Here is an 18,802-nt window from a genome sequence, read left to right on the forward strand (position 1 = left end):
CGATGGCCCTGGTCACTGGGGCGACCCGGCCACGCTGTGATCATTTCCCTCGCACGCAGAACTCGTTGCCGTCGGGATCGGCCAGCACGACGGCACCGTCCGCATCGACATCGAGCCGGGTGGCGCCGAGGGAGACGAGCCGGTCGACCTCCGCTTGCTGGTCGCCATCGACCGGGGCGAGGTCGAAGCGCTGCCGGTTCCTCACGGTCTTCGGGGCCACGGGCGGGCCTCCCCACGCCACCTTTGTGCCGCCGTGCGGTGACTGAATCGCAGTCTCCTCGTTCTGGTCCCAGATCAGCGGCCAGCCCAGCGCCTCGCTCCAGAAGAGGCCGACCTCCCGGGTGCCATCGCAGGCCAGTTCCCCGAGCAAGCCGCAGCCGGCGAGGAAGTTGTTGCCCGGCTCGATCACGCAGAACTCGTTACCCTCGGGATCAGCCAGGACAACGTGCCCCTCCTCGGGGCGCTGCCCGACATCCAGGTGGCTGGCGCCGAGTCCGAGCGCCGTCGCCACCGTGTGCTGCTGGTCGGCCTGGCTGGCGCTGGTCAGGTGAAGGTGCATGCGGCGGTTCGGCCCCACCTGCTCGCCGCTGCTCGCGACGAACCGCAGGCCGAGTTGGGTGTCGTCGCCAGGCAGGAGCACACCACCGGCGTCCTCGAGGACCTTCCGGCCGAGCATCCCGGCCCAGAACTGCGCCAGACGCGCCGGATCGTGCGCGTCGAAAGCCACCGCCAACTGTCGCGAGATCATCACTGCACCGTAGACGCGAGCCTGCACGACGACAACGCGGATTCGGAGAGGTTGGTCCGGGACTGGCGGCGCGCCGATCGTGCTGGTCCGGGGACAAATCCCACCCCGTGTGCAGGGCAGGTCCCCCACCGCGTGAACGATCACCGTCGGTCGCACACGAGAAGCCATCACCCAGCCACCGAACACATGTGCTCGTAACGGCGGGCGTGGAGTGACACAAACCGTCAGCCCTGTCCGCCCTGGGTTGAATCAGCGCGGTGAGGGCTGGGCCGTGTCTGGGGGCGATGTCAGGGCTTCAGTGAGTCGGTCGACACCGAAGCCGCTGATCAGAAGGCGTTCCTTGCGGTTGCCGGTCAGGAGTTGGCTCCAGTCGACGAAGCCGCCGTCGGCGACTTCCAGGTATTGGTCTTCCGCAGCTGCGTAGACCTTGAAGCAGATGCCCGTGTAGTAACCGCGTCCGGTCGTTCGGTCGGGGTCCTCGTGAACGGCAACGCCTGGGAGCCCGGCGAGTTCCGCACGCACCCGTTCGATGATCGGGCGGCTCGCGTCCTCCAGGCAGGTGAGCTGGATCCGTATGCGGTGGACCCCGGCCGCGGCCAGCGCCCGGGTGGCGAACCGCAGATGTTCGGCGAGCTGCCGGTGTTCGAAGGAGCGGTTGCCGGTATCCCGCCCGGCGGTCACCAGGCCGAATATCTGGAAGTGGGCCAGCATCCCAGGGCCGTTGAAGTGCTGTGCACGGGTCACCCGCTGACTGGCCGCCAGCCGCACCAGCACGTCTGACCGAGGATCTGCGGCCAATGCCTGGGCACGTCGCACGGACGCCTCCAGGGCCAGAGCGTTCGTCGGGTCCGCGGCAACCTCGCTGCCGCGAACCGTCGCTATCACCTTGCGCGGGTCGACGGTCGCCACGGCGGAATGGGCTGCCAGAGGTAGGACGGGGGCGAGCACGAGAATGTCGACGTTGTCGGGCAACGCGGAGATCAACGCGTCTTCGGCGCGGCGGAGTGCGGTGAAGCTGATCGGTGCCGGCGCCACGAACCGATCGTTGCGGTAGCGTCGCATCACCTCTGCTGGCGAGAGCCGGTCCGCACGGCGCCGGAACACCTCGAGCAGCAGGGTGGTCAGATCGCTACCCGACATGCCGTCGGCCAGCAGGTCCACCAGCTCCGGGCCATAGCGTTCCAGGACTCGTCGCAATGCTGGGTTTTCACTGATCTGCCGGCTGGAACCGTCAGGCTTCATGGGTTGGAAGTATCACCGGACGGATTTCGGCATGACGAGGGATTATCCTCACCGCCTGCCGTCCTGGTGGCTGGTTGACGATGTTCCACGGCGTCTCGTGCGCCTGTGCCGGCAGTGGGGACGCGGTACGCGGCGCAAGCGCGGTCAACAAACCGGCCGGGTCAGGCACGATGCTGTGACCGTCACTGCCGCAGCCACAGCCTGAATGCCACCACAGTGCCGGCCTGGCGGCCCAGACGGCATGTCATCCAGCCTGGCGTACCAGGGCACCGCGGCCGGGGTGAGCCACGGCTCCCGCGAGAGCACCACGGCCAGGTAGTGGCCGGCGGCGAGGGCGCGCTACCCCTCAGAGCCGTGGCCAGGTGATCGAGGGGCGGGTTGGTGCGCCGGTTGTACCAGTTCTCGCAGGAGGTTGCGGAAGTGTTCGTACCGCTCCGGTCCGATCTTCGCCGCGTAGCGGGCCTCGATGTCGGCGAGGATGCGGTCCGCGTGCGCCTGCTCGTCGCGGCCTCGCTCGGTGAGCACGACAAGTTTGCTGCGGCGGTCGGTGGGGTCGGGCCGCCGTTCCACGTACCCGAGTTCCTCCAGCTCGTCGAGGACGCGGCCGACGACCTGCTTGTGTTGAGCGGTCAGTCGGGCTAGTTCCGTCGGCCGTACTCCCGTCTCGTCCAGGTAGGCGAGCAGCGCGCCGTGGCGGGGGCGCACCAGGCCATGGCCGCAGTCCGCCAGCCGGGCGAACAATTCCTCCTCCAGTGGCCACAGGAGTCTGGCCGCGAGCATGCCGAGATCAGGATCACGCTCCGCGCGGGCGATTCGACGGTTCCTGGCCACGAGGAAGAAGTATACAGTTGGTGATCGTCACCAACTGCTTACTATCTTTCCTTGGGGGGCTGATGCAGTCATCGAGCCGAGCCCGGGCCGGGATGGGCTTGTTGGGCCTGTCATCGCTGATCACCGGCCTGGACTTCACGATCGTCTACGTCGCGCTGCCGGACATCCAACGGGAGCTGACCTTCACCGACCGGCAGGTGCAGTGGGTGGTCAGCGCGTACGCGCTCGTTTTCGGCGGATTCCTGCTGCTGTTCGGACGGCTCAGCGACCTGCTCGGCAGGCGGCGGGTGTTTCAGCTGGGGATGGCGTTGTTCCTCGTCGCCTCGCTCGCCGGCGCTGCCGCGACCGGGCCTGCGGTGCTGCTCGCCGCCCGGGGGGTGCAGGGACTCGGCGCCGCGGCGTTGTTCCCCTCGACACTCGCGCTGGTCACGTCGACGTTCCCGCCCGGCCGCCGGCGAAGCCGAGCCATGACCATCTGGGCCGCCTCCGGCGCCAGCGGACTGAGTCTCGGCGCACTCCTCGGCGGCGTGCTCGCCGAGATCAGCTGGCGCGGTGTGTTCCTCGTCAACGTGCCGCTAACAGCGATCGCCCTCGCCGGCGCACCGGCCCTGTTCTCCCGGGACACTGCCCCTACCCGCCGCGGTGGATTCGACGTGATGGGTGCCTGCACAGGTACGGCAGCCGCCGTCCTGCTCGTGCTGAGCATCACCGAAGCGTCCGAACCAGATGCCTCCTGGGCATGGGTACTGGCGTGCACCGCCACCACGCTTGCCCTCGCGCTCCTGTTCTTCCGGACCGAGGCCACAAACAGCAACCCGCTGCTGCCCCTCGCGCTGTTCTCTCACCGGTCGCTACGCGGAGCCCTGCTGTTGATCACGCTTTACGCCATCAGCCTACAATCCGTCCCCTATGTCCTGACGATCCACCTCCGCGACGGTCTGGGCATGACCGCGTTGGAAGCCGGCCTCGCCTTTCTCCTGCCCACCGGCGCGATCGCCGCCGGCAACATCACCGGCGAACGACTCATGCTGCGCTTCGGAATTCGCGTCGTGCTGGTCACCGGGCTGGTCACGGGGGCGGCGGGAACCGGCCTCATGGCCGCCGCCATCGATGCCCGCTACCCCGCGCTGGCGCCTGGGATTCTGCTGGCCGGACTCGGCATGGGCCTGGTCTTCCCCGCGATGTTCGCGGCCGCGACCACCGGCATCCCTCCCGCGCACGCCGGCATAGCGTCGGCCACGGCCTCCACCGCCCTGCAGATCGGGACCGCCGTGGGGCTCGCCATCATCACCTGGATCCTCCATGCTGGCGACCAGAACCTTGTCGCCGCACTCGCCGCTATCAGCGGTATCGCCGTAGCCGCGATCCTGCCGGTGATCCTCGTCTCCCATCCCACACAAACCGGTGGCACGCCGGACGACGCACCGGTCCAGTCGTCGTCCCTGGCAGGAGACGGTGATCCGATGCCTGCCAGGGGCAGTGCGCCGCTGAACTAGGTGTCACACGAGCACCGACTCCATGCAATTCAGGTCAGGGTCTCCCTTTGGCTCGCGACCACATGCGGCTTGCCTCGGTACCTCCACGACCACGCCACCTCAACACAGCTCTTCGTCCAGCATCGTCACGCGGACTGGCCGGCCTCCCGGGGACCTGGCCCGGACGGGGCGGACGGAGGTCGAGCATCAACGGCGCACGCTGGCGGCCGTGGTCGAGCTGCGGGCGCCGACGCCGGCGTCCACGGGAGGCCGCCGAGGTCGCGCGTCGGGGACCTCGTGGCCGCCTCGGCGGCTACGAGGCGGTGCGACCGGCCTGGTGTCCAGCGGGTGGCGCCGCAGATGGGGTGGGCGGGCCCGCGGGCCCGCGCCACCCGGTGACCGGCGACGGCGTACCGTTCACGCAGCTCTCGATGAACAACCTCTCGCCTTCTTTCAGTAAGCGGGCCTTCTCATCGAGGTTCTCGACGTCGACACCCTCCACGACCTGCCCAACGTGCTGTGGGAGGTGGCCAACGAATCGTCCGGTGACGGCACGGTGACCGATGTGTTCGCCGCGTTCCTGGGCATGGACAAGGCACCGTCGTGGGGCGACTCGACCGATTGGCAATACTGGGTCATCGATACGGTCAAGCGGCACGAGGCAGCGCGTGGCTACGACCCGCACCCGATCGGCATGACCATGCAGTTTCCGGTGGCGGATCAGACCAAGGTCAACGATCCGCTCCTGGGCAGCCGCGCCGAGTGGATCTCGCCAGGCTACGACGACGAGATCTTCGCCGGCGGCGGCCACCCGATGACGCCCGGCTCTCCACCCTCGCGCTGGTACGCCGATCCCCCGGTCGCCGACGACGCCAAGGTGGTCATCAGCGATACCGATCACTACGCACCCGGGCAGGGCGACGCGCTCTGGGCGTGGAAGTCATTCCTGCGCGGCCACCACCCCATTCTCATGGACTACGGCCTCATCGCCGGCCTCGAACCCGCGGCCGAGTCACCCGCCGAGGCCGGTGTGCCGCCATTCAGTTACTACGAGCCGGCGCGGTGGGCGATGGGCGACACCCGCCGGTACGCCGAGCGCATGGGTCTGATCGACATGCAGCCGCGGCGCGACCTCGCCTCAACCGGCTATGCCCTGGTCAACCCCGGCTCGGAGTATCTCGTGCTACAGCCGGACGGTGACAGGTTCACGGTCGATCTGCCAGCCGGCACCTACCAGGTCGAATGGTTCGACGTAACCACTCGCGAGACAACATCGAGTGACGCGCTGAACGTCGAGCAGGAAGGCGCGGTCGAGTTCTCGTCACCGTTCCCGCCCGGCCCCGCCGTTATATACCTCAGCCGCACCTGAAGGAGTGGACATGAGCAAGGTGATCGCGGACATCTCGATGTCGCTGGACGGATACGTCACCGCACGTGGGGTGGACCTGGAGCACGGCCTCGGCATCGGCGGCGAGGCGATTCACGCGTGGGTGCTGGAGGAGCCCCGCTCACCGGTCGACGAAGCGGTGCTGGCGGACAGCTTCGAGCGGACCGGTGCGGTGGTCATGGGACGACGGCTGTACGACATCGTGGACGGCCCACACGGCTGGAGCGACGACGTCGGGTACGGGCACGACCAGAACCAGTCGGCCGCACCGCCGTGCTACGTCGTCACCCACGAGCCGCCCGCCACAGTGCGGCTCGCGTCCAGGTTCCGGTTCGTGACCGACGGCGTGGCAGCCGCCATCGACCAGGCCCGAGCCGCCGCGGCCGACAAGGACGTCGTCGTCATGGGCGGCGCGAACGTCATCGACCAGTGCCTGGCTGCGGGGCTCGTCGACGAGCTGCGCATCCACCTGTCACCCCTGGTGGTCGGCGGCGGCACCCGGCTGTTCGCGCTCGCCGGCCCGACGACGTTGATCCAGCGGCAGGTCACCGAGTCGCCACGGGCGACGCACCTCACCTACGAGGTCGTCCGAGAAGGTGATCCACGATGACAGTTGACCTGGCGGCACACGCGCGGGCGCTGCTCGACGCGAACGGTTACCTGACGCTGGGCACGGTCGACCCGGACGGCCGGCCGTGGACATCGCCGGTCTATTTCGCCGCGGCCGGCCTGCGCGAGTTCTACTGGACCTCGGAGACCGCTGCGGTGCACTCCCGCAACCTCACCGAACGCCCGCAGGTCAGCATCGTGGTGTTCGACTCCAGCGTCCGGCCCTACCACGGCCGTGCCCTGTACGCGGTCGGGACGGCGAGCGAGCTGGCCGGCGACGATCTCGAACGCGGACTGGAGGTCTACCCAGGGCCCCCGGAACGGGGCGCCACCGCGCTGACCAGGGATGACGTGACCGGATCCTCCCCGTACCGCCTCTACCGGGCAACAGCGACCGACGTGTGGGTCCTCTGCCCGCGCGAGCCGAGACAGCCGTGCCCGCTGCACGCCCTCGCCAAAGACCATCGAGTCCGTATCGAGTAGCGACCGCGCCGGCGACAGAGGCCCGGTCGGCAGCCGACATCCGCAGGCCCGCAACGAGGTGGGATCAGGCGCCGCGACGGCCGGTATGCCAGGTGCCGCGGGACCGCTGCGACGAAGGGGACACGAGCGCCGGTGCGAGCCGGCTCGTCTTCGGTCGAGTCCGCATCACGGCTGCCACCATCCCTCCATCCCCACGGGGCGTGCCGCGCCACTCCCTCCGACGGGGGAGGCGGATGGCTCGGTGGAGGGATTCACTCCTATCGACGTGCGGTGATGCTGAACAGGTCAGCGGACGGGATAGTCAGAAGGAGCGACATGTTCAGGTCAGGTATGCGTGTGGTGGCGTTGGCGGCGGTTGCGGCAGCGGGGGTGGCGGGGTCGCCCTCCGTCGCGCAGGCCCAGCAGTCCGAGGCGACGAGCGTCGCAACTGGGTGGTCGGTCGTCGCCGGGTTGGGACATTTCGTGTACGACGAGCCCGGCGTGGTTGGGCACCGCATCTGGTTCGGTGTCCAGGCGGTGACGGCCGCCGACGGGTCGACGCGCGGCCATTTCCTATACCGGCACGAACTGCCGGACGGCACGCTGGTGGGGCAGGGACGAGCCGACGTGACGTGTCTGAAGGTCACCGGAAACGTCGCGGTGTTCACCGCGATCGTCCCTGAGGGCCAGGGCAATGTGAAGAACCATGGCTACTACGTGAAGATCATCGACGGTGGAAATGAGCCGGACGAGATCGTCGACGCTCAGGCGCAGAACGGGCCGGAGCGGCCGCCCACCCACTGCCTCGACCCCGAGACCGACCTCCCCCCGGGATCCCCCCAGCGACCCCGGTACCCGGTTCTCATGGGCGGATACGTCGTCCATGGCTGAATAGAGCCGAGCCGGGGCCCGGCAGGTGCCGGGCCCCGGCGTACCGGATCACTCAGCGTGCGGGGTGGCGGCCCGCCTCCGTACCGTCCGGCAGGGCGGAAACGGTGAAGTCGGCAGACACCTCGGGCGCCCACGCCCTGCAACTGCCGCAGGCACTCCACGGCGAACTCACGGATCTCGACGCCGGCGTGCTCCGTGGCGCGCACACGTCAGGGGACGTGACCGGGGCCGCGGGTCGCGCAACCATCCCGACAGGGCATAGTGTCCCGCGGCGTCATCGGCCGATGGTGCCTGCCGTGGAGAGGGTGGTAGGAAGTGCCGACTCGCTTACGTGCCCGATGGGCCCGGGCCGCCGCGTTGATCGCGCTGGCCGGGGGGACGCTCGCGATGTCCGCGGCACCCGTGGCGGGCGCCCCGGCACCCGTCAGCATCCTGAGCGTGTCGGCGGAGAACGTGAAGCCCGGCGACAAGGTTCGCGTTCAGTTCCGTGTCACGAACAACGGAAGCCGGGCCGAAACGGCCATCGTGGTGGTCAGTGGCGGCTTGCAGTGCACCACCGGCTGCCGGGTGGAGCCGAACCTCAAACCCGGCCAGAGCCAGGACTTCCAGGCCACCCTTGTCGCGCCCCAGGTCCACGCGGGCGAGATCAGCGGTCTCAACATCTCCGTCGGCGTGCGGCTCGACGGGCAGAACAGCTTCGACTTCAAGATGGTCTATGTTCACGGCCCGGGCACGTCGCAACCCGCCCCGGGCACGTCGCAACCCCGCGCGGGCGCGCCGCAGCCCGGTGGGGACGAGCCATCGTCGGAGGTGGACGGGGTGTCCGGCCAGGTCCGCGACGCCAGCGGCAAGGCGATCGGGGGCGTGGCCCTGACCGTCCGGGACAGTGCCGGGCACGAATACCGTACGACGAGCGACCAGAGCGGCCGGTTCTCGATCAAGTCGGGCGCCGGCAAGACGATCGCCGCGGGCCGGATCACGGTCGTCGCGGCCCTGGACGGCTATCGCACCGCCCGCACGACCGTGCAGGGCTCCGCCGGTGACACCGCGAGCGTGCGGCTGACCTTGACCGCCGCGGCCGCGCCCGCCACGACCGCGCCGTCGCCCACCGCAACGGCGGCGGCGGACGAGACGCCTGCCGCGGAGACCAGCGCAGCCGCGGCCGCACCCCCCGCCCTCGAACCTGTCAGCGACGAGGGCAGCGGTTCGCTGCTGCCGTTCATCCTGGGCGGCCTACTGGTCGCTGCCGGCCTGGGCACACTGGCCCTGATGAGGATCCGCCGCCGGAACACGCTGGACAAGCCGGATCCGCATGCGGCGACTCAGCTCATGGCGCCGGCCGGAGCGGGCATGAGCGACGCACCGACCGCGGTGCTGCACACGACGCCGGCCGACGGGTTCCCCGGCCCGTACAGCGGGCCTCCGCCGGGCGGCATCCAGCAGCTCAGCCACGACCCATACGGCCGGCCGGCCCGCTAACACTGCTGCCAGGCCGGGTGCTGAGAGCGACCAGCCGGTCGACCTCCGCTTGCTGGCCGCTACCAGTCGGAGCGAGTCCGAATCCCGGCCCCGTCAGACCAGCCAGGTGTAGCGGCGTTCGGGACGGCCGGCCGCTCCGTACTTCAAGGTCACCTCGGCCCGTCCGCTGCTGGAGAAGTGTTCCAGGTACCGGCGGGCACTGACCCGGGAGATGCCGACCAGGTCGGCGCATTCGCTGGCGGTGAGGGGGCCTGTCTGTTGACGGAGGGTCCGCTCCACGAGCGCGGCGGTTTCCGGGCTGAGTCCACGCGGCAGGGTGTGCGCGCCGGCGACCGCGCCACTACGGGAGAGCACCCGGTCGATGTCGGCCTGGTCGGCGACGACCGCCGTACCTAGTGCGGTGCGGCGGACGGCATACTGCTCCAGCCGGCTGCGCAGCTCATCGAAGCCGAACGGCTTGAGCAGGTAGTTGACCGCGCCGTAGCGGATGGCCGCGCGTACCGCCTCGGCCTCGCGCGCGGCGCTGATCACCAGGACATCGCAGTCGTGCCGGGCGGCCCGGATCCGGGCCACCACGTCCAGGCCGAACATGTCGGGCAGGTAGAGGTCGAGCAGGACCAGGTTGGGCCGCAACTCGTCAACCGCGGCCACCGCCTGCTCGCCGGTGCCGGCGGTACTCACCACCCGGAACCCGTCGATCCGCTCGACGAATCCGCGATGGATCCGGGCCACCATGAAGTCGTCGTCGACAACCAGGACGTCGATCATCGCGCCTCCTCTGACATGGTGGCCAGTACCGATATCCGCGCGGTGAACATGGCGCCCTCGTCGGTGTTCATCACCGCCACCTCGCCACCGCGGCGGCGGCACACCAGACGGGTGAGCGCCAGGCCGACACCCCGCTCGCCGCTGTGGGCCGCCTTCGTGGTGAAACCATTGGTGAATACCTCCTGCGCCAGCTCAGGCGCAATCCCGGGACCGGAGTCGCGGACGACGATTTCCACGGAGGAGGTGTCCTGGCGCAGCTCGACCTCCACCCAGGCCGGGCGCTCGTCCGGGTCGTCGGCCACCTCGCCGCCCGCCACCGCCTCGATCGCGTTGTCCACCAGGTTGCCGAGCACAGTGGCGACGTCCGCCGACAGCTCCGCCGGCAGGCGGTTCAGCCCGGTCCGCTCGGAGATCCGCAGCTCCACCCGCCGTTCGGCGGCCACCGCCGACTTCGCCATCAGCAGGGCGGCGATCGCGGTGTCGTGGATCCGGCTGGTGACCGCCAGGTCGAGGGAGGCTCGGTGCCGGCTCAGCGCATCCACGTAGCGGACCACCTCGTCGTGCTCGCCGATCTGGATCAGCCCGGAGATGGTGTGCAGCTGGTTGGCGAACTCGTGGGTCTGCGCCCGCAGCAACTCGGTGGTGCTGCGGAACGAGCCGAGCTCCTGCTCCAGACGGGCCAGCTCGGTGCGGTCTCGCAGCGTGGTGACCGAGCCGAGTCTGCGGTTGTCCTTGCGTACCGTCATTCGGTTCATCACCAGCACCCGGCCGCGTCGGATCACCACCTGGTCCCGGGTGTCCGGGCTTCTGTCGGCGCCAGCCAGTACGTCCCGCAGCCGGCCGTTGATGCGCAGCTCGCGGAGGCTGCGGCCGAGACAGTTCTCTGGCAGGTCGAGCAGCCGCCGACCGACCGCGTTGATCAGGGTGACCCGCTGCTGTGTGTCGAGCGCGATCACCCCCTCGGCGATGCCGTGCAGCAACGCCTCGCGGTGCTCGGCCAGCCCGGCGATCTCACGTGGTTCCAGGCCCAGAGTCTGCCGCTTGATCCGTCGGGCCAGCAGCCACGACCCGACCACCCCGAGGCCACAGGCGATGCCCAGGTAGGTGAGAAGGTACGAGGAGGCACCCACCAGCCGCGCCGACCAGGTCGGCGACGCCTCACCGACGACCACCACGCCCAGATACCGGCCGAGGTTCTTCTTCGTCTTCGGATCGTCGCCGAGCACCGGCACCTGGGCCACCAGCTGCCGGGTGCCGTCGACCTCCAGCTCGCCGAACCAGCTCCGGCCCTGCGCCACCCAGGGGTCGCCGAGCACCACCGGGCTGCCGACCAGCGTCGGGTCTGTCGAGCTGACCACCCGGCCACGCTCGTTCGCCACGGTCACGTGGGTCACCCCGGACCGGATCAGTGTGTTCTGTATCAGCGGTGCGATCGCCTCGGCGGGTGCCGGCTGGGTGAGCTGGTCGCGTAGCAGCGGGCTGCCGGCGAGTTCCTCGCCGAGGGCGGCGACCCGGCGCCCCTCGACCCGGTTGAAGGTGGCGGCCGACTGGGCCAGCGAGACAGCGGCGACCGCCACCAGCACAACGACGATGATCGCTAGCTGAAGGACGAGAAGCTGCCCGGCGAGTGTACGTCGCCAGGACGTGACCGCGACCACAAAGACCTCAACTTCCGCTGGTGACAGAACGCAGACAGGCGACCTGCTCGGAGGCCACCATCTTGCAGCCGGACTCATTCGAAACGGAAGAGAAACATCATGGCAACAAGGAGAACCCTGCTGGTCACCGCAGTGGCCGCCGCGACGACGCTCGCCCTGGTGGCCTGCGGTGCCACGGCCGAGAAGGACGGATCCGGTTCCGGCAACGACGGCACGCCGGTCAGTGGACTGCGGATCATGGTCCCCAACACCCCCGGTGGTGGCTACGACACCACGGCCCGCACTGCCGCGAAGGTGATGGAGGACGCCAAGATCGCCACGGGCGTGCAGGTGTTCAACCTGCCCGGGGCGGGCGGCACAGTCGGTCTCCAGCGGACAGTGAACGAGAGGGGCAACGGCAAGCTCGCCATGCAGATGGGGCTGGGCGTGGTCGGTGCCTCGTACACCTCCAAGTCCACCGCGACGCTGACCCAGACCACCCCGCTGGCCAAGATGATCGAGGAGGCCGGCGCCATCGTGGTGCCGAAGGACTCCCCGTACAAGACCATCAACGACCTGGTCGCGGCGTGGAAGGCCAACCCCAAGGGCATTGCGGTCGGCGGCGGCTCCTCGCCCGGCGGCCCGGACCACCTGCTGCCCATGCAGCTCGCCAAGACCGTCGGCATCGACCCCCGCCACGTCAATTTCGTCTCGTACGACGGCGGCGGCGAGCTGCTGCCGGCCGTGCTCGGCGGCAAGGTGGCCTTCGGCGCCAGCGGGTTCGGCGAGTTCCTCGACCAGGTCGAGGCCGGCCAGATCCGGGTCCTCGCGGTGACCAGCGAGGCGCCGATCGAGGCGCTCAGGGACGTGCCGACGCTCAAGTCCGCTGGCATCGACCTGGTCTTCACCAACTGGCGGGGCATCGTCGCGCCGCCCGGAATCAGCGAGGCCGACAAGAAGGTCTGGATCGACGTGCTGACCAAGATGCACGAGTCGGAGGAGTGGAAGGCCGAGCTGAAAAAGCGTGGCTGGACCGACGCGTTCGTCACCGGTGACGAGTTCGGCACGTTCCTGACCGAGCAGGACAAGGCAGTGGCCGACGTGCTCAAGCAACTCGGGTTGGCATGACCGACAGGACGAACCGGCCGGTACGGGGCGGCGACCCGCCGCTCCGACCCCCGGCGGAACCCGAGATCCCCGTGCAGCCGACGGTCGCGCCGGCCGAACCGGCCGCTGCCCAGCGGACACAGCGGGCCACGACCGAGCCGACCGGGCCGGGCGCGCTGCCTACGCCGGACGAGCCAGCGCGCGCCGGAACCGACCCGGCGGCGACCTCGGAGGCGGCCGCTGGGCGGAAGCCCGACCCGGCGCAGTACGGCGTCTGTGCATTTCTCGCCCTGGTCGGCGCGCTGGTCATCGTCGACGCGACGACGCGGATCGGCAGCGCGATCAACTCGGCGGACCCAATCGGCCCCAAAGCGGTACCAATTCTGCTCGGCGTGCTGTTGCTGACGGTCGCGGCGGTCTATGCGGTGGACGTGTTCCGCGGCGGCGCCGGTGAGCCGGAGGCCGGCGAGGACGTCGATCTGAGCACCCCGATCGACTGGCGAACCGTGCTACTGCTGATCGGGGCGTTCCTGGTCAACGCGGTGCTCATCGACCGGCTCGGCTGGGTGATCAGCGGGACGATCCTCTACTGGGGCTCGGCCTACGCGCTCGGCAACCGCCACTACATCCGGAACCTACTGATCTCCATCGCACTGTCGCTGATCACATTCTATGCCTTCGCCATCGGGCTCGGTGTCGACCTGCCCGCCGGCGTCCTGCAAGGGATCCTGTAATGGAAAACCTGGGCAATCTGATCGAGGGGTTCGGTCATGTGCTGACCCCGATGAACCTGCTGATCGCGCTGCTCGGGGTGACCATCGGCACCGCGGTCGGCGTGCTGCCCGGCATCGGCCCCGCGATGACGGTGGCGCTGCTGCTGCCGGTCACCTACAACCTGGGGCCGACCCAATCGCTCATCATGTTCGCGGGCATCTACTACGGCGGCATGTACGGCGGATCGACCACCTCGATCCTGCTGAACACCCCTGGCGAGTCCTCCTCGGTGGTGACCGCTATCGAGGGCAACAAGATGGCCAAGGCCGGGCGCGCTGCCCAGGCCCTGTCCACCGCCGCGATCGGCTCGTTCGTCGCCGGCACCATCGCCACCGTCCTGCTGGTGGTGGTCACCCCACCGGTGGTGCAGTTCGCGATCAGCCTCGGCGCACCCGACTACTTCGCAGTGATGCTGCTGGCGTTCGTGGCGGTGACCGCGATTCTCGGCGCGTCCCGGGTCCGCGGCTTCGCCTCGCTGCTGATCGGCCTGACCATCGGCGTGATCGGGGTCGACCAGACGGGTCAGCAGCGGCTAACCTTCGGGATCCCGCAGCTCATCGACGGCATCGACGTGGTCGTGGTGGCCGTCGGCATCTTCGCCGTGGGCGAGGCTCTCTGGATCGCCGCGCACCTACGCCGCAAGTCCGGTGAGGTGATCCCGGTCGGTCAGCCATGGATGGGGAAGGAGGACTGGAAGCGGTCCTGGAAGCCGTGGCTGCGCGGTACCGCGCTCGGGTTCCCGTTCGGCGCAGTGCCGGCCGGCGGGGCAGAGATCCCGACCTTCCTGTCATACATCACCGAGAAGAAGCTCTCCAAGCACAAGGAGGAGTTCGGGCGGGGTGCGATCGAGGGCGTCGCCGGGCCGGAGGCGGCCAACAACGCCTCCGCCGCAGGCACCCTGGTCCCGATGCTGGCGATCGGTCTGCCCACCAACGCCACCGCCGCGGTGATGCTGGCCGCCTTCGAGCAGTTCGGCATCCAGCCCGGGCCGTTGCTGTTCACTCGCGAGTCCACCCTGGTCTGGACACTGATCGCCAGCCTCTTCATCGGCAATCTGCTGCTGCTGGTGCTTAACCTGCCGCTCGCCCCGGCGTGGGCCCGCCTCCTGCGGATCCCGCGCCCGTACCTCTATGCCGGGATCATCTTCTTCGCCTCGATGGGTGCGTACGCGGTCAACGCCCAGCCGTTCGACCTGTTCCTGCTGCTAGCCCTGGGCCTGCTCGGCTTCGGCATGCGCCGCTTCGGCCTGCCGATCCTGCCGCTGATCGTCGGTCTCATACTCGGCCCGCATGCGGAGTTGCAGGGCCGGCGAGCGCTGCAACTCTCCGGCGGCGAGTTGCACGGCCTGATCGGCGGCTGGGTGTCCATGCTGATCTACGCCTCCATCCTGGTGGTGCTCCTCTGGCCGCTGATCGGACGGTTCGTCGTCCGCCCGCTGAGAGGAAGGTTGGTGACCGGATAACCGTGCTCGTGAGGTACGTCCTCGCCGCTCGGCGAGGCGGCTCTCGCGGCCGCGACGGACGCCGCAGGCGGGTGCGGTCGCCCGGGATTGGGCGACCGCACCCTGTCGGTCAGAGGTCCACGTGCCCCAGGTTGAGGCTGCGGCAGTTGTTGGCCGGGTCGAACGTCCACGCGTCCATGATCAGACTGAACCGTGTGTCGTGCTTGTATCCGGTGGCCAGCCGGGCGTACTTGGTGTAGCGGTAGGAGCCGTCGGCGTACCGGTCCCAGATCGAGGACGTGCCGCCGGGCACCCGGTTCCAGATGGACCAGGTGTGGTCCTGGAAGACGGTGTTCTCGAACCGCCAGCCTTGGCACGAGGCGTAGCTGCCGCCCATGATGAGGCCCCAGCCGCTGTAGTAGTCACCGGTCCAGATGCACATCTCCCCGTACCAGCAGTCCGACTCGTAGGAGGGGTAGAAGACGTAGGCGTACGTTTCGCCGGCGGCCGGGGCGACCCCTGCCGTCGGTGTGACCTCCCGCAACGTGCCGTCCGGCTCGATCCGGTAGGCCTTGCGGATTCGCTCGGTCCGGTCACCGACGGTGGTGGCCTGTGCGGGGCGGTCGCGCTCGGCCGCGGACACCGGTCCGGCCGGCAAGATGGCCACCAGTGCCGAGCCGAGCACCGCGACGAGTCCGAGAGCGGCCATCATTCGTGCGGCGAGTTTCATGGGTACCTCCTTCAGGGTTCGGCGGCGGCAGCGGGGTTGCTGTCGTACGAGCCCGGAGCCGCCGGCTGCTGTTCCTCGACCCTGTCGGCACGGTCTGGTTGGCGACCTTACGAACGTCTTAGCTGCCGGCGCCGCATAGCGTCGCTCTAGTACCGACGAGTCGTCCAGGACGCGGAGGAGGGCATGGAGGTCCGGTTACTCGGCGCGGTGGAGGCGCGCGCGGCCGGCCAGCCGCTCGCCCTCGGCCCGCCCAAGCAGCGGGCGGTGTTCGCGGCGCTGGCGGTGGATGCCGGACGGCCGGTCCGGGTGGAAACCCTGGTGGACCGGGTCTGGGAGGATCCGCCGCCCGCCGAGGCGCGCAACGCGTTGTACGCGCACATCATGCGGATCCGGCGCCTGCTCGACCGGGCGGCCGAGCTGGACGGCAGCGCTGCCCGGCTGGACCGTCGGCCCGCCGGATACCTGCTGGAACTCGATTCGGACCGGGTCGACCTGCACCGCTTCCAACGTCTGGTGGACCAGGCACGCGACGGTCGGTACGACGACACGCAACGCGTGACGCTGCTGCGCCAAGCGCTGGACCTGTGGCGGGGCGACCCGGTGGCGGACCTGTCTGGCGGGTGGTTCGCCCGGTTGCGGGACGGCTTGCAGCAGCACCGGTTGGCCGCTGTCGTGGCGTGGGCCCGGGCTGAGCTGCGACTGGGCAACCACGACGCCGTCCTCGGGCGGCTGTCCGACCTGGTGGTCGACCACCCGTTGGTCGAACCACTGGTCGCGGTGTCGATGCAGGCGCTGCACGCCGCCGGCCGGGGCGCCGAGGCTCTGGCGCACTACGCGGTCACCCGGGCGCGGCTGGCCGAGGAGCTCGGCACCGATCCCGGCCCGGAACTGCGGAACCTGCACCGGGCCATCCTGCGCGGGGAACCGGTGCTGGTCGGGCGGGACATCGCCCGGCCGGTACCCCGGCAGCTCCCGACCCCGCCGCCGTCGTTCACCGGCCGGACGCGCGAGCTGGCCGCCCTCGATCAGATGTGGGACGCCGCCACGGTGGTGATCAGCGCCATCGACGGGATGGCCGGGGTCGGCAAGACCGCCCTCGCCATCCACGTGGCCCACCGAATCGCCGACCGCTACCCGGACGGGCAGCTCTTCGTCGATCTGTACGGTCACACGCCCGGGATGTCGCCCCGCGAGCCGGGCGAGGTCCTCGACCAACTGCTGCGCTCCCTCGGTGTCCCGGGCCCGCAGGTCCCGGCCGGGCTTCAAGAAAGGGCCGGGCTGTACCGCACCCGGCTGGCCGACCAGCGGATGCTGATCGTGCTGGACAACGCCGCCACCGAGGCGCAGGTGGCGCCGCTGCTGCCCGGTGCGCCCGGCTGCCTGGTCCTGATCACCAGCCGGCACCGGTTGACCGGCCTGGACCACACCGGTGCGCTGTCCCTGGACATTCTGCCCACCACGGACGGAGTCGAGTTGTTCGAGCGGACCGTCGGCCGGGACCGGCTCGGCAGCCCGCCGACCGAACTGCTGGTCGAGGTGGTGGAACTGTGCGGCCGGCTGCCGCTGGCGATCCGCATCGCCGCCGCCCGGCTGCGCTCCCGTCCCTCCTGGAGTCTGTACCACCTGGTGCTGCGCCTGCGTGACGAGGAACATCGACTGGCCGAACTCGACGCCGGCCGGCGCAGTGTCACCGCCGCCCTCGATCTGTCCTACCGGCACCTGAACCGTGCCCAGCAGGACGCGTACCGCCTGCTGGGCCGGCACCCGGGCCCCGACATCGAGCAATACGCCCTCGCCGCGCTCCTCGGGGTGTCGCTGCGGCAGGCCGGGCGGACGGTCGACCAACTCCTCGACACCCACCTGCTCCAGGAGCCGGTCCCGGGCCGGTACCGGTTCCACGACCTGGTCCGCACCCACGCGGCCGGCGCGGCCGGCCCCGACCAGGCGGCGATCGACGCGGCGCTGGCCCGGCTGCTCGACCACTACCGGGAGACCGCGGCACGAGCAACGGCGATCGCCTACCCCTACGCACGGCGGCCACCGCCGCTCGGCCCACCCGCCGAAGCCCCCACCGTCGACCTGCCCGACCAGGCGGCCGCGCTGGACTGGTTGGACGCCGAGCTGCCCAACCTGCTCGCCGCCGCGCATCACGCCAGCGCGCACGGCATGACCGCATACCTGCCGTACCTGTCGACCACCCTGCACCGGCACCTGCACACCCGGGGCCGGTACCCGACCGCCGAGGTCCTGCACCACCAGGCACTGGCGTCGGCCCGGACGGCCGGCCGGCCGGCGGACGAGTTGACCGCCTGGAACGACCTCGGGCACATCCACCGGTCCCAGGGGCGCAACGCCGAGGCCATCGACGACTTCCGGCAGGCGCTGCGGATGGCTCGCGCGACAGGCGAACGGGCCGGCGAACTCGACGCCCTCGCCGGCCTCGGTGACGTCCACCGCTCCCAGGGCAGGTTCGCCGACGCCACCGACTGCTACCGTCAAGTCCTGCGGATCGCCGAGGAAACCGACCATCGCCGCGGCACGCTGGACGCGCTGCACGGTCTCGGCCACATCCACCGCCGGCAGGGCCGCCCCGAGCAGGCCATCGACCACCTGGAGCAGGTGCTGCGGATCGCCCGCGAGACGGGGCACCGGCCCCGCGAACTGGACGCGCTCAACGGGCTGGGCCTGGTGCACCGCACCCAGCGGCGGCAAGCGCGGGCTGCCGAGTACTACCGACAGGCTCTGGCGCTGGCCCGGGAAACCGGCCATCACCGAGGTGAGCTGGACGCGCTGAACGGCCTAGGCGACATCCTCCGCGCCCAGGGCCGGTACCCCGAGGCCGTGGCCCATTTCCGGCAACTGCTCGACCTGGCCAGGGAAGCCCGCGATCGCAACCTCGAGTTCGAGGCCCGGCAGGGCCTGGGCCGGATCCGGTACGCCACCGGCGATCCGGCGATCGCCGCCGACCAGCACGCGCGGGCCCTCGTCCTGGCGGACGAGTTGGGACAGCCCCTCGACCAAGCCCGCGCCCACGACGGACTCGCCCACGCCCAACACGCCCTCGGCCGGTTCGAGTCGGCCCGCGACCACTGGCGACAGGCCCTGGCCCTGCTAACCACGCTGGGGGTCGACCAGACCGAGGACGAGGAAACCAGCACCGACGCCGTCCGCGCCCACCTGGCCCGCCTCGATCCAGCATCGGCCGAATGAACGGGACCCGC

Annotated in this window: 16 protein-coding genes and 1 pseudogene; 10 read left to right on the plus strand and 7 right to left on the minus strand. The window is 70.0% G+C overall.

What is annotated here, in order from left to right:
- Positions 1-40: 40 nt before the first annotated feature.
- The 3 genes from OG994_RS11675 to OG994_RS11685 form a co-directional block, all read right to left on the minus strand.
- Positions 41-748 carry a VOC family protein gene (locus OG994_RS11675; RefSeq protein WP_328853193.1) on the minus strand — a complete coding sequence of 236 codons (708 nt, stop codon included), beginning with the start codon at positions 746-748 and terminating at the stop codon, positions 41-43.
- A 249-nt stretch (positions 749-997) separates the two neighbouring features.
- Positions 998-1,990: a hypothetical protein gene (locus OG994_RS11680; RefSeq protein WP_328853194.1), complete on the minus strand. Its 993-nt coding sequence runs from the start codon at positions 1,988-1,990 to the stop codon at positions 998-1,000.
- Positions 1,991-2,329: 339 nt separating this feature from the next.
- The gene (locus tag OG994_RS11685) at positions 2,330-2,821 is read right to left on the minus strand and encodes a MarR family winged helix-turn-helix transcriptional regulator (protein WP_328853195.1); all 492 of its coding nucleotides are present in this window, start codon (positions 2,819-2,821) and stop codon (positions 2,330-2,332) included.
- A 20-nt stretch (positions 2,822-2,841) separates the two neighbouring features.
- On the opposite strand from OG994_RS11685, the gene OG994_RS11690 reads away from it, so the two are divergent.
- The 5 genes from OG994_RS11690 (at position 2,842) to OG994_RS11710 (ending at position 7,645) form a co-directional block, all read left to right on the plus strand.
- Positions 2,842-4,317 (plus strand): MFS transporter, encoded by a 1,476-nt coding sequence (locus OG994_RS11690; RefSeq protein ID WP_328853196.1) that lies wholly within the window; start codon positions 2,842-2,844, stop codon positions 4,315-4,317.
- A 505-nt stretch (positions 4,318-4,822) separates the two neighbouring features.
- Positions 4,823-5,665, plus strand: a complete 843-nt coding sequence (locus OG994_RS11695) for a hypothetical protein (protein ID WP_328853197.1) — start codon at positions 4,823-4,825, stop codon at positions 5,663-5,665.
- A 10-nt stretch (positions 5,666-5,675) separates the two neighbouring features.
- Positions 5,676-6,293: a dihydrofolate reductase family protein gene (locus tag OG994_RS11700; protein WP_328853198.1), complete on the plus strand. Its 618-nt coding sequence runs from the start codon at positions 5,676-5,678 to the stop codon at positions 6,291-6,293.
- Complete coding sequence (locus tag OG994_RS11705) at positions 6,290-6,775, plus strand: pyridoxamine 5'-phosphate oxidase family protein (RefSeq protein ID WP_328853199.1); 486 nt, start codon at positions 6,290-6,292, stop codon at positions 6,773-6,775. Before OG994_RS11700 ends, OG994_RS11705 begins: the two co-directional genes overlap by 4 nt.
- A gap of 315 nt (positions 6,776-7,090) precedes the next feature.
- The gene (locus tag OG994_RS11710; RefSeq protein WP_328853200.1) at positions 7,091-7,645 is read left to right on the plus strand and encodes a hypothetical protein; all 555 of its coding nucleotides are present in this window, start codon (positions 7,091-7,093) and stop codon (positions 7,643-7,645) included.
- A 48-nt stretch (positions 7,646-7,693) separates the two neighbouring features.
- Here the strand turns inward: OG994_RS11710 and thyX are convergent.
- Positions 7,694-7,851, minus strand: a pseudogene (thyX, locus tag OG994_RS11715) (FAD-dependent thymidylate synthase); the annotation flags it as partial.
- A gap of 232 nt (positions 7,852-8,083) precedes the next feature.
- Here thyX and OG994_RS11720 point away from each other — a divergent pair.
- Positions 8,084-9,124, plus strand: coding sequence for a carboxypeptidase regulatory-like domain-containing protein (locus OG994_RS11720; protein WP_328853201.1), 1,041 nt, complete (start codon positions 8,084-8,086; stop codon positions 9,122-9,124).
- A 93-nt stretch (positions 9,125-9,217) separates the two neighbouring features.
- On the opposite strand, the gene OG994_RS11725 is transcribed toward OG994_RS11720, so the two are convergent.
- Positions 9,218-9,892: a response regulator gene (locus OG994_RS11725; RefSeq protein WP_328853202.1), complete on the minus strand. Its 675-nt coding sequence runs from the start codon at positions 9,890-9,892 to the stop codon at positions 9,218-9,220.
- Entirely contained in the window at positions 9,889-11,475 is a 1,587-nt protein-coding gene (locus OG994_RS11730; protein ID WP_328853203.1) for a sensor histidine kinase, read from the minus strand. Before OG994_RS11730 ends, OG994_RS11725 begins: the two co-directional genes overlap by 4 nt.
- 174 nt (positions 11,476-11,649) lie before the next feature.
- Here OG994_RS11730 and OG994_RS11735 point away from each other — a divergent pair, with 174 nt between their 5' ends.
- Genes OG994_RS11735 through OG994_RS11745 form a run of 3 tightly spaced genes read left to right on the plus strand, consistent with a single transcriptional unit; the run spans position 11,650 to position 14,872 of the window.
- A complete protein-coding gene (locus OG994_RS11735; protein WP_328853204.1) occupies positions 11,650-12,657 on the plus strand; it encodes a Bug family tripartite tricarboxylate transporter substrate binding protein in 1,008 nt (335 codons plus the stop codon).
- Positions 12,654-13,370: a tripartite tricarboxylate transporter TctB family protein gene (locus tag OG994_RS11740; protein ID WP_328853205.1), complete on the plus strand. Its 717-nt coding sequence runs from the start codon at positions 12,654-12,656 to the stop codon at positions 13,368-13,370. The genes OG994_RS11735 and OG994_RS11740 overlap by 4 nt, the downstream gene beginning before the upstream one ends.
- Entirely contained in the window at positions 13,370-14,872 is a 1,503-nt protein-coding gene (locus OG994_RS11745; RefSeq protein WP_328853206.1) for a tripartite tricarboxylate transporter permease, read from the plus strand. Before OG994_RS11740 ends, OG994_RS11745 begins: the two co-directional genes overlap by 1 nt.
- Before the next feature lie 109 nt (positions 14,873-14,981).
- On the opposite strand, the gene OG994_RS11750 is transcribed toward OG994_RS11745, so the two are convergent.
- On the minus strand, positions 14,982-15,581 hold the full coding sequence (locus OG994_RS11750) for a hypothetical protein (protein WP_328853207.1): 600 nt from the start codon (positions 15,579-15,581) through the stop codon (positions 14,982-14,984).
- Positions 15,582-15,764: 183 nt separating this feature from the next.
- Between OG994_RS11750 and OG994_RS11755 the strand changes: the two genes are divergently transcribed.
- A complete protein-coding gene (locus OG994_RS11755; protein WP_328853208.1) occupies positions 15,765-18,791 on the plus strand; it encodes an AfsR/SARP family transcriptional regulator in 3,027 nt (1,008 codons plus the stop codon).
- Positions 18,792-18,802 lie beyond the last annotated feature (11 nt).

The sequence above is a fragment of the Micromonospora globbae genome (assembly GCF_036184225.1).
GTDB lineage: Bacteria > Actinomycetota > Actinomycetes > Mycobacteriales > Micromonosporaceae > Micromonospora > Micromonospora globbae.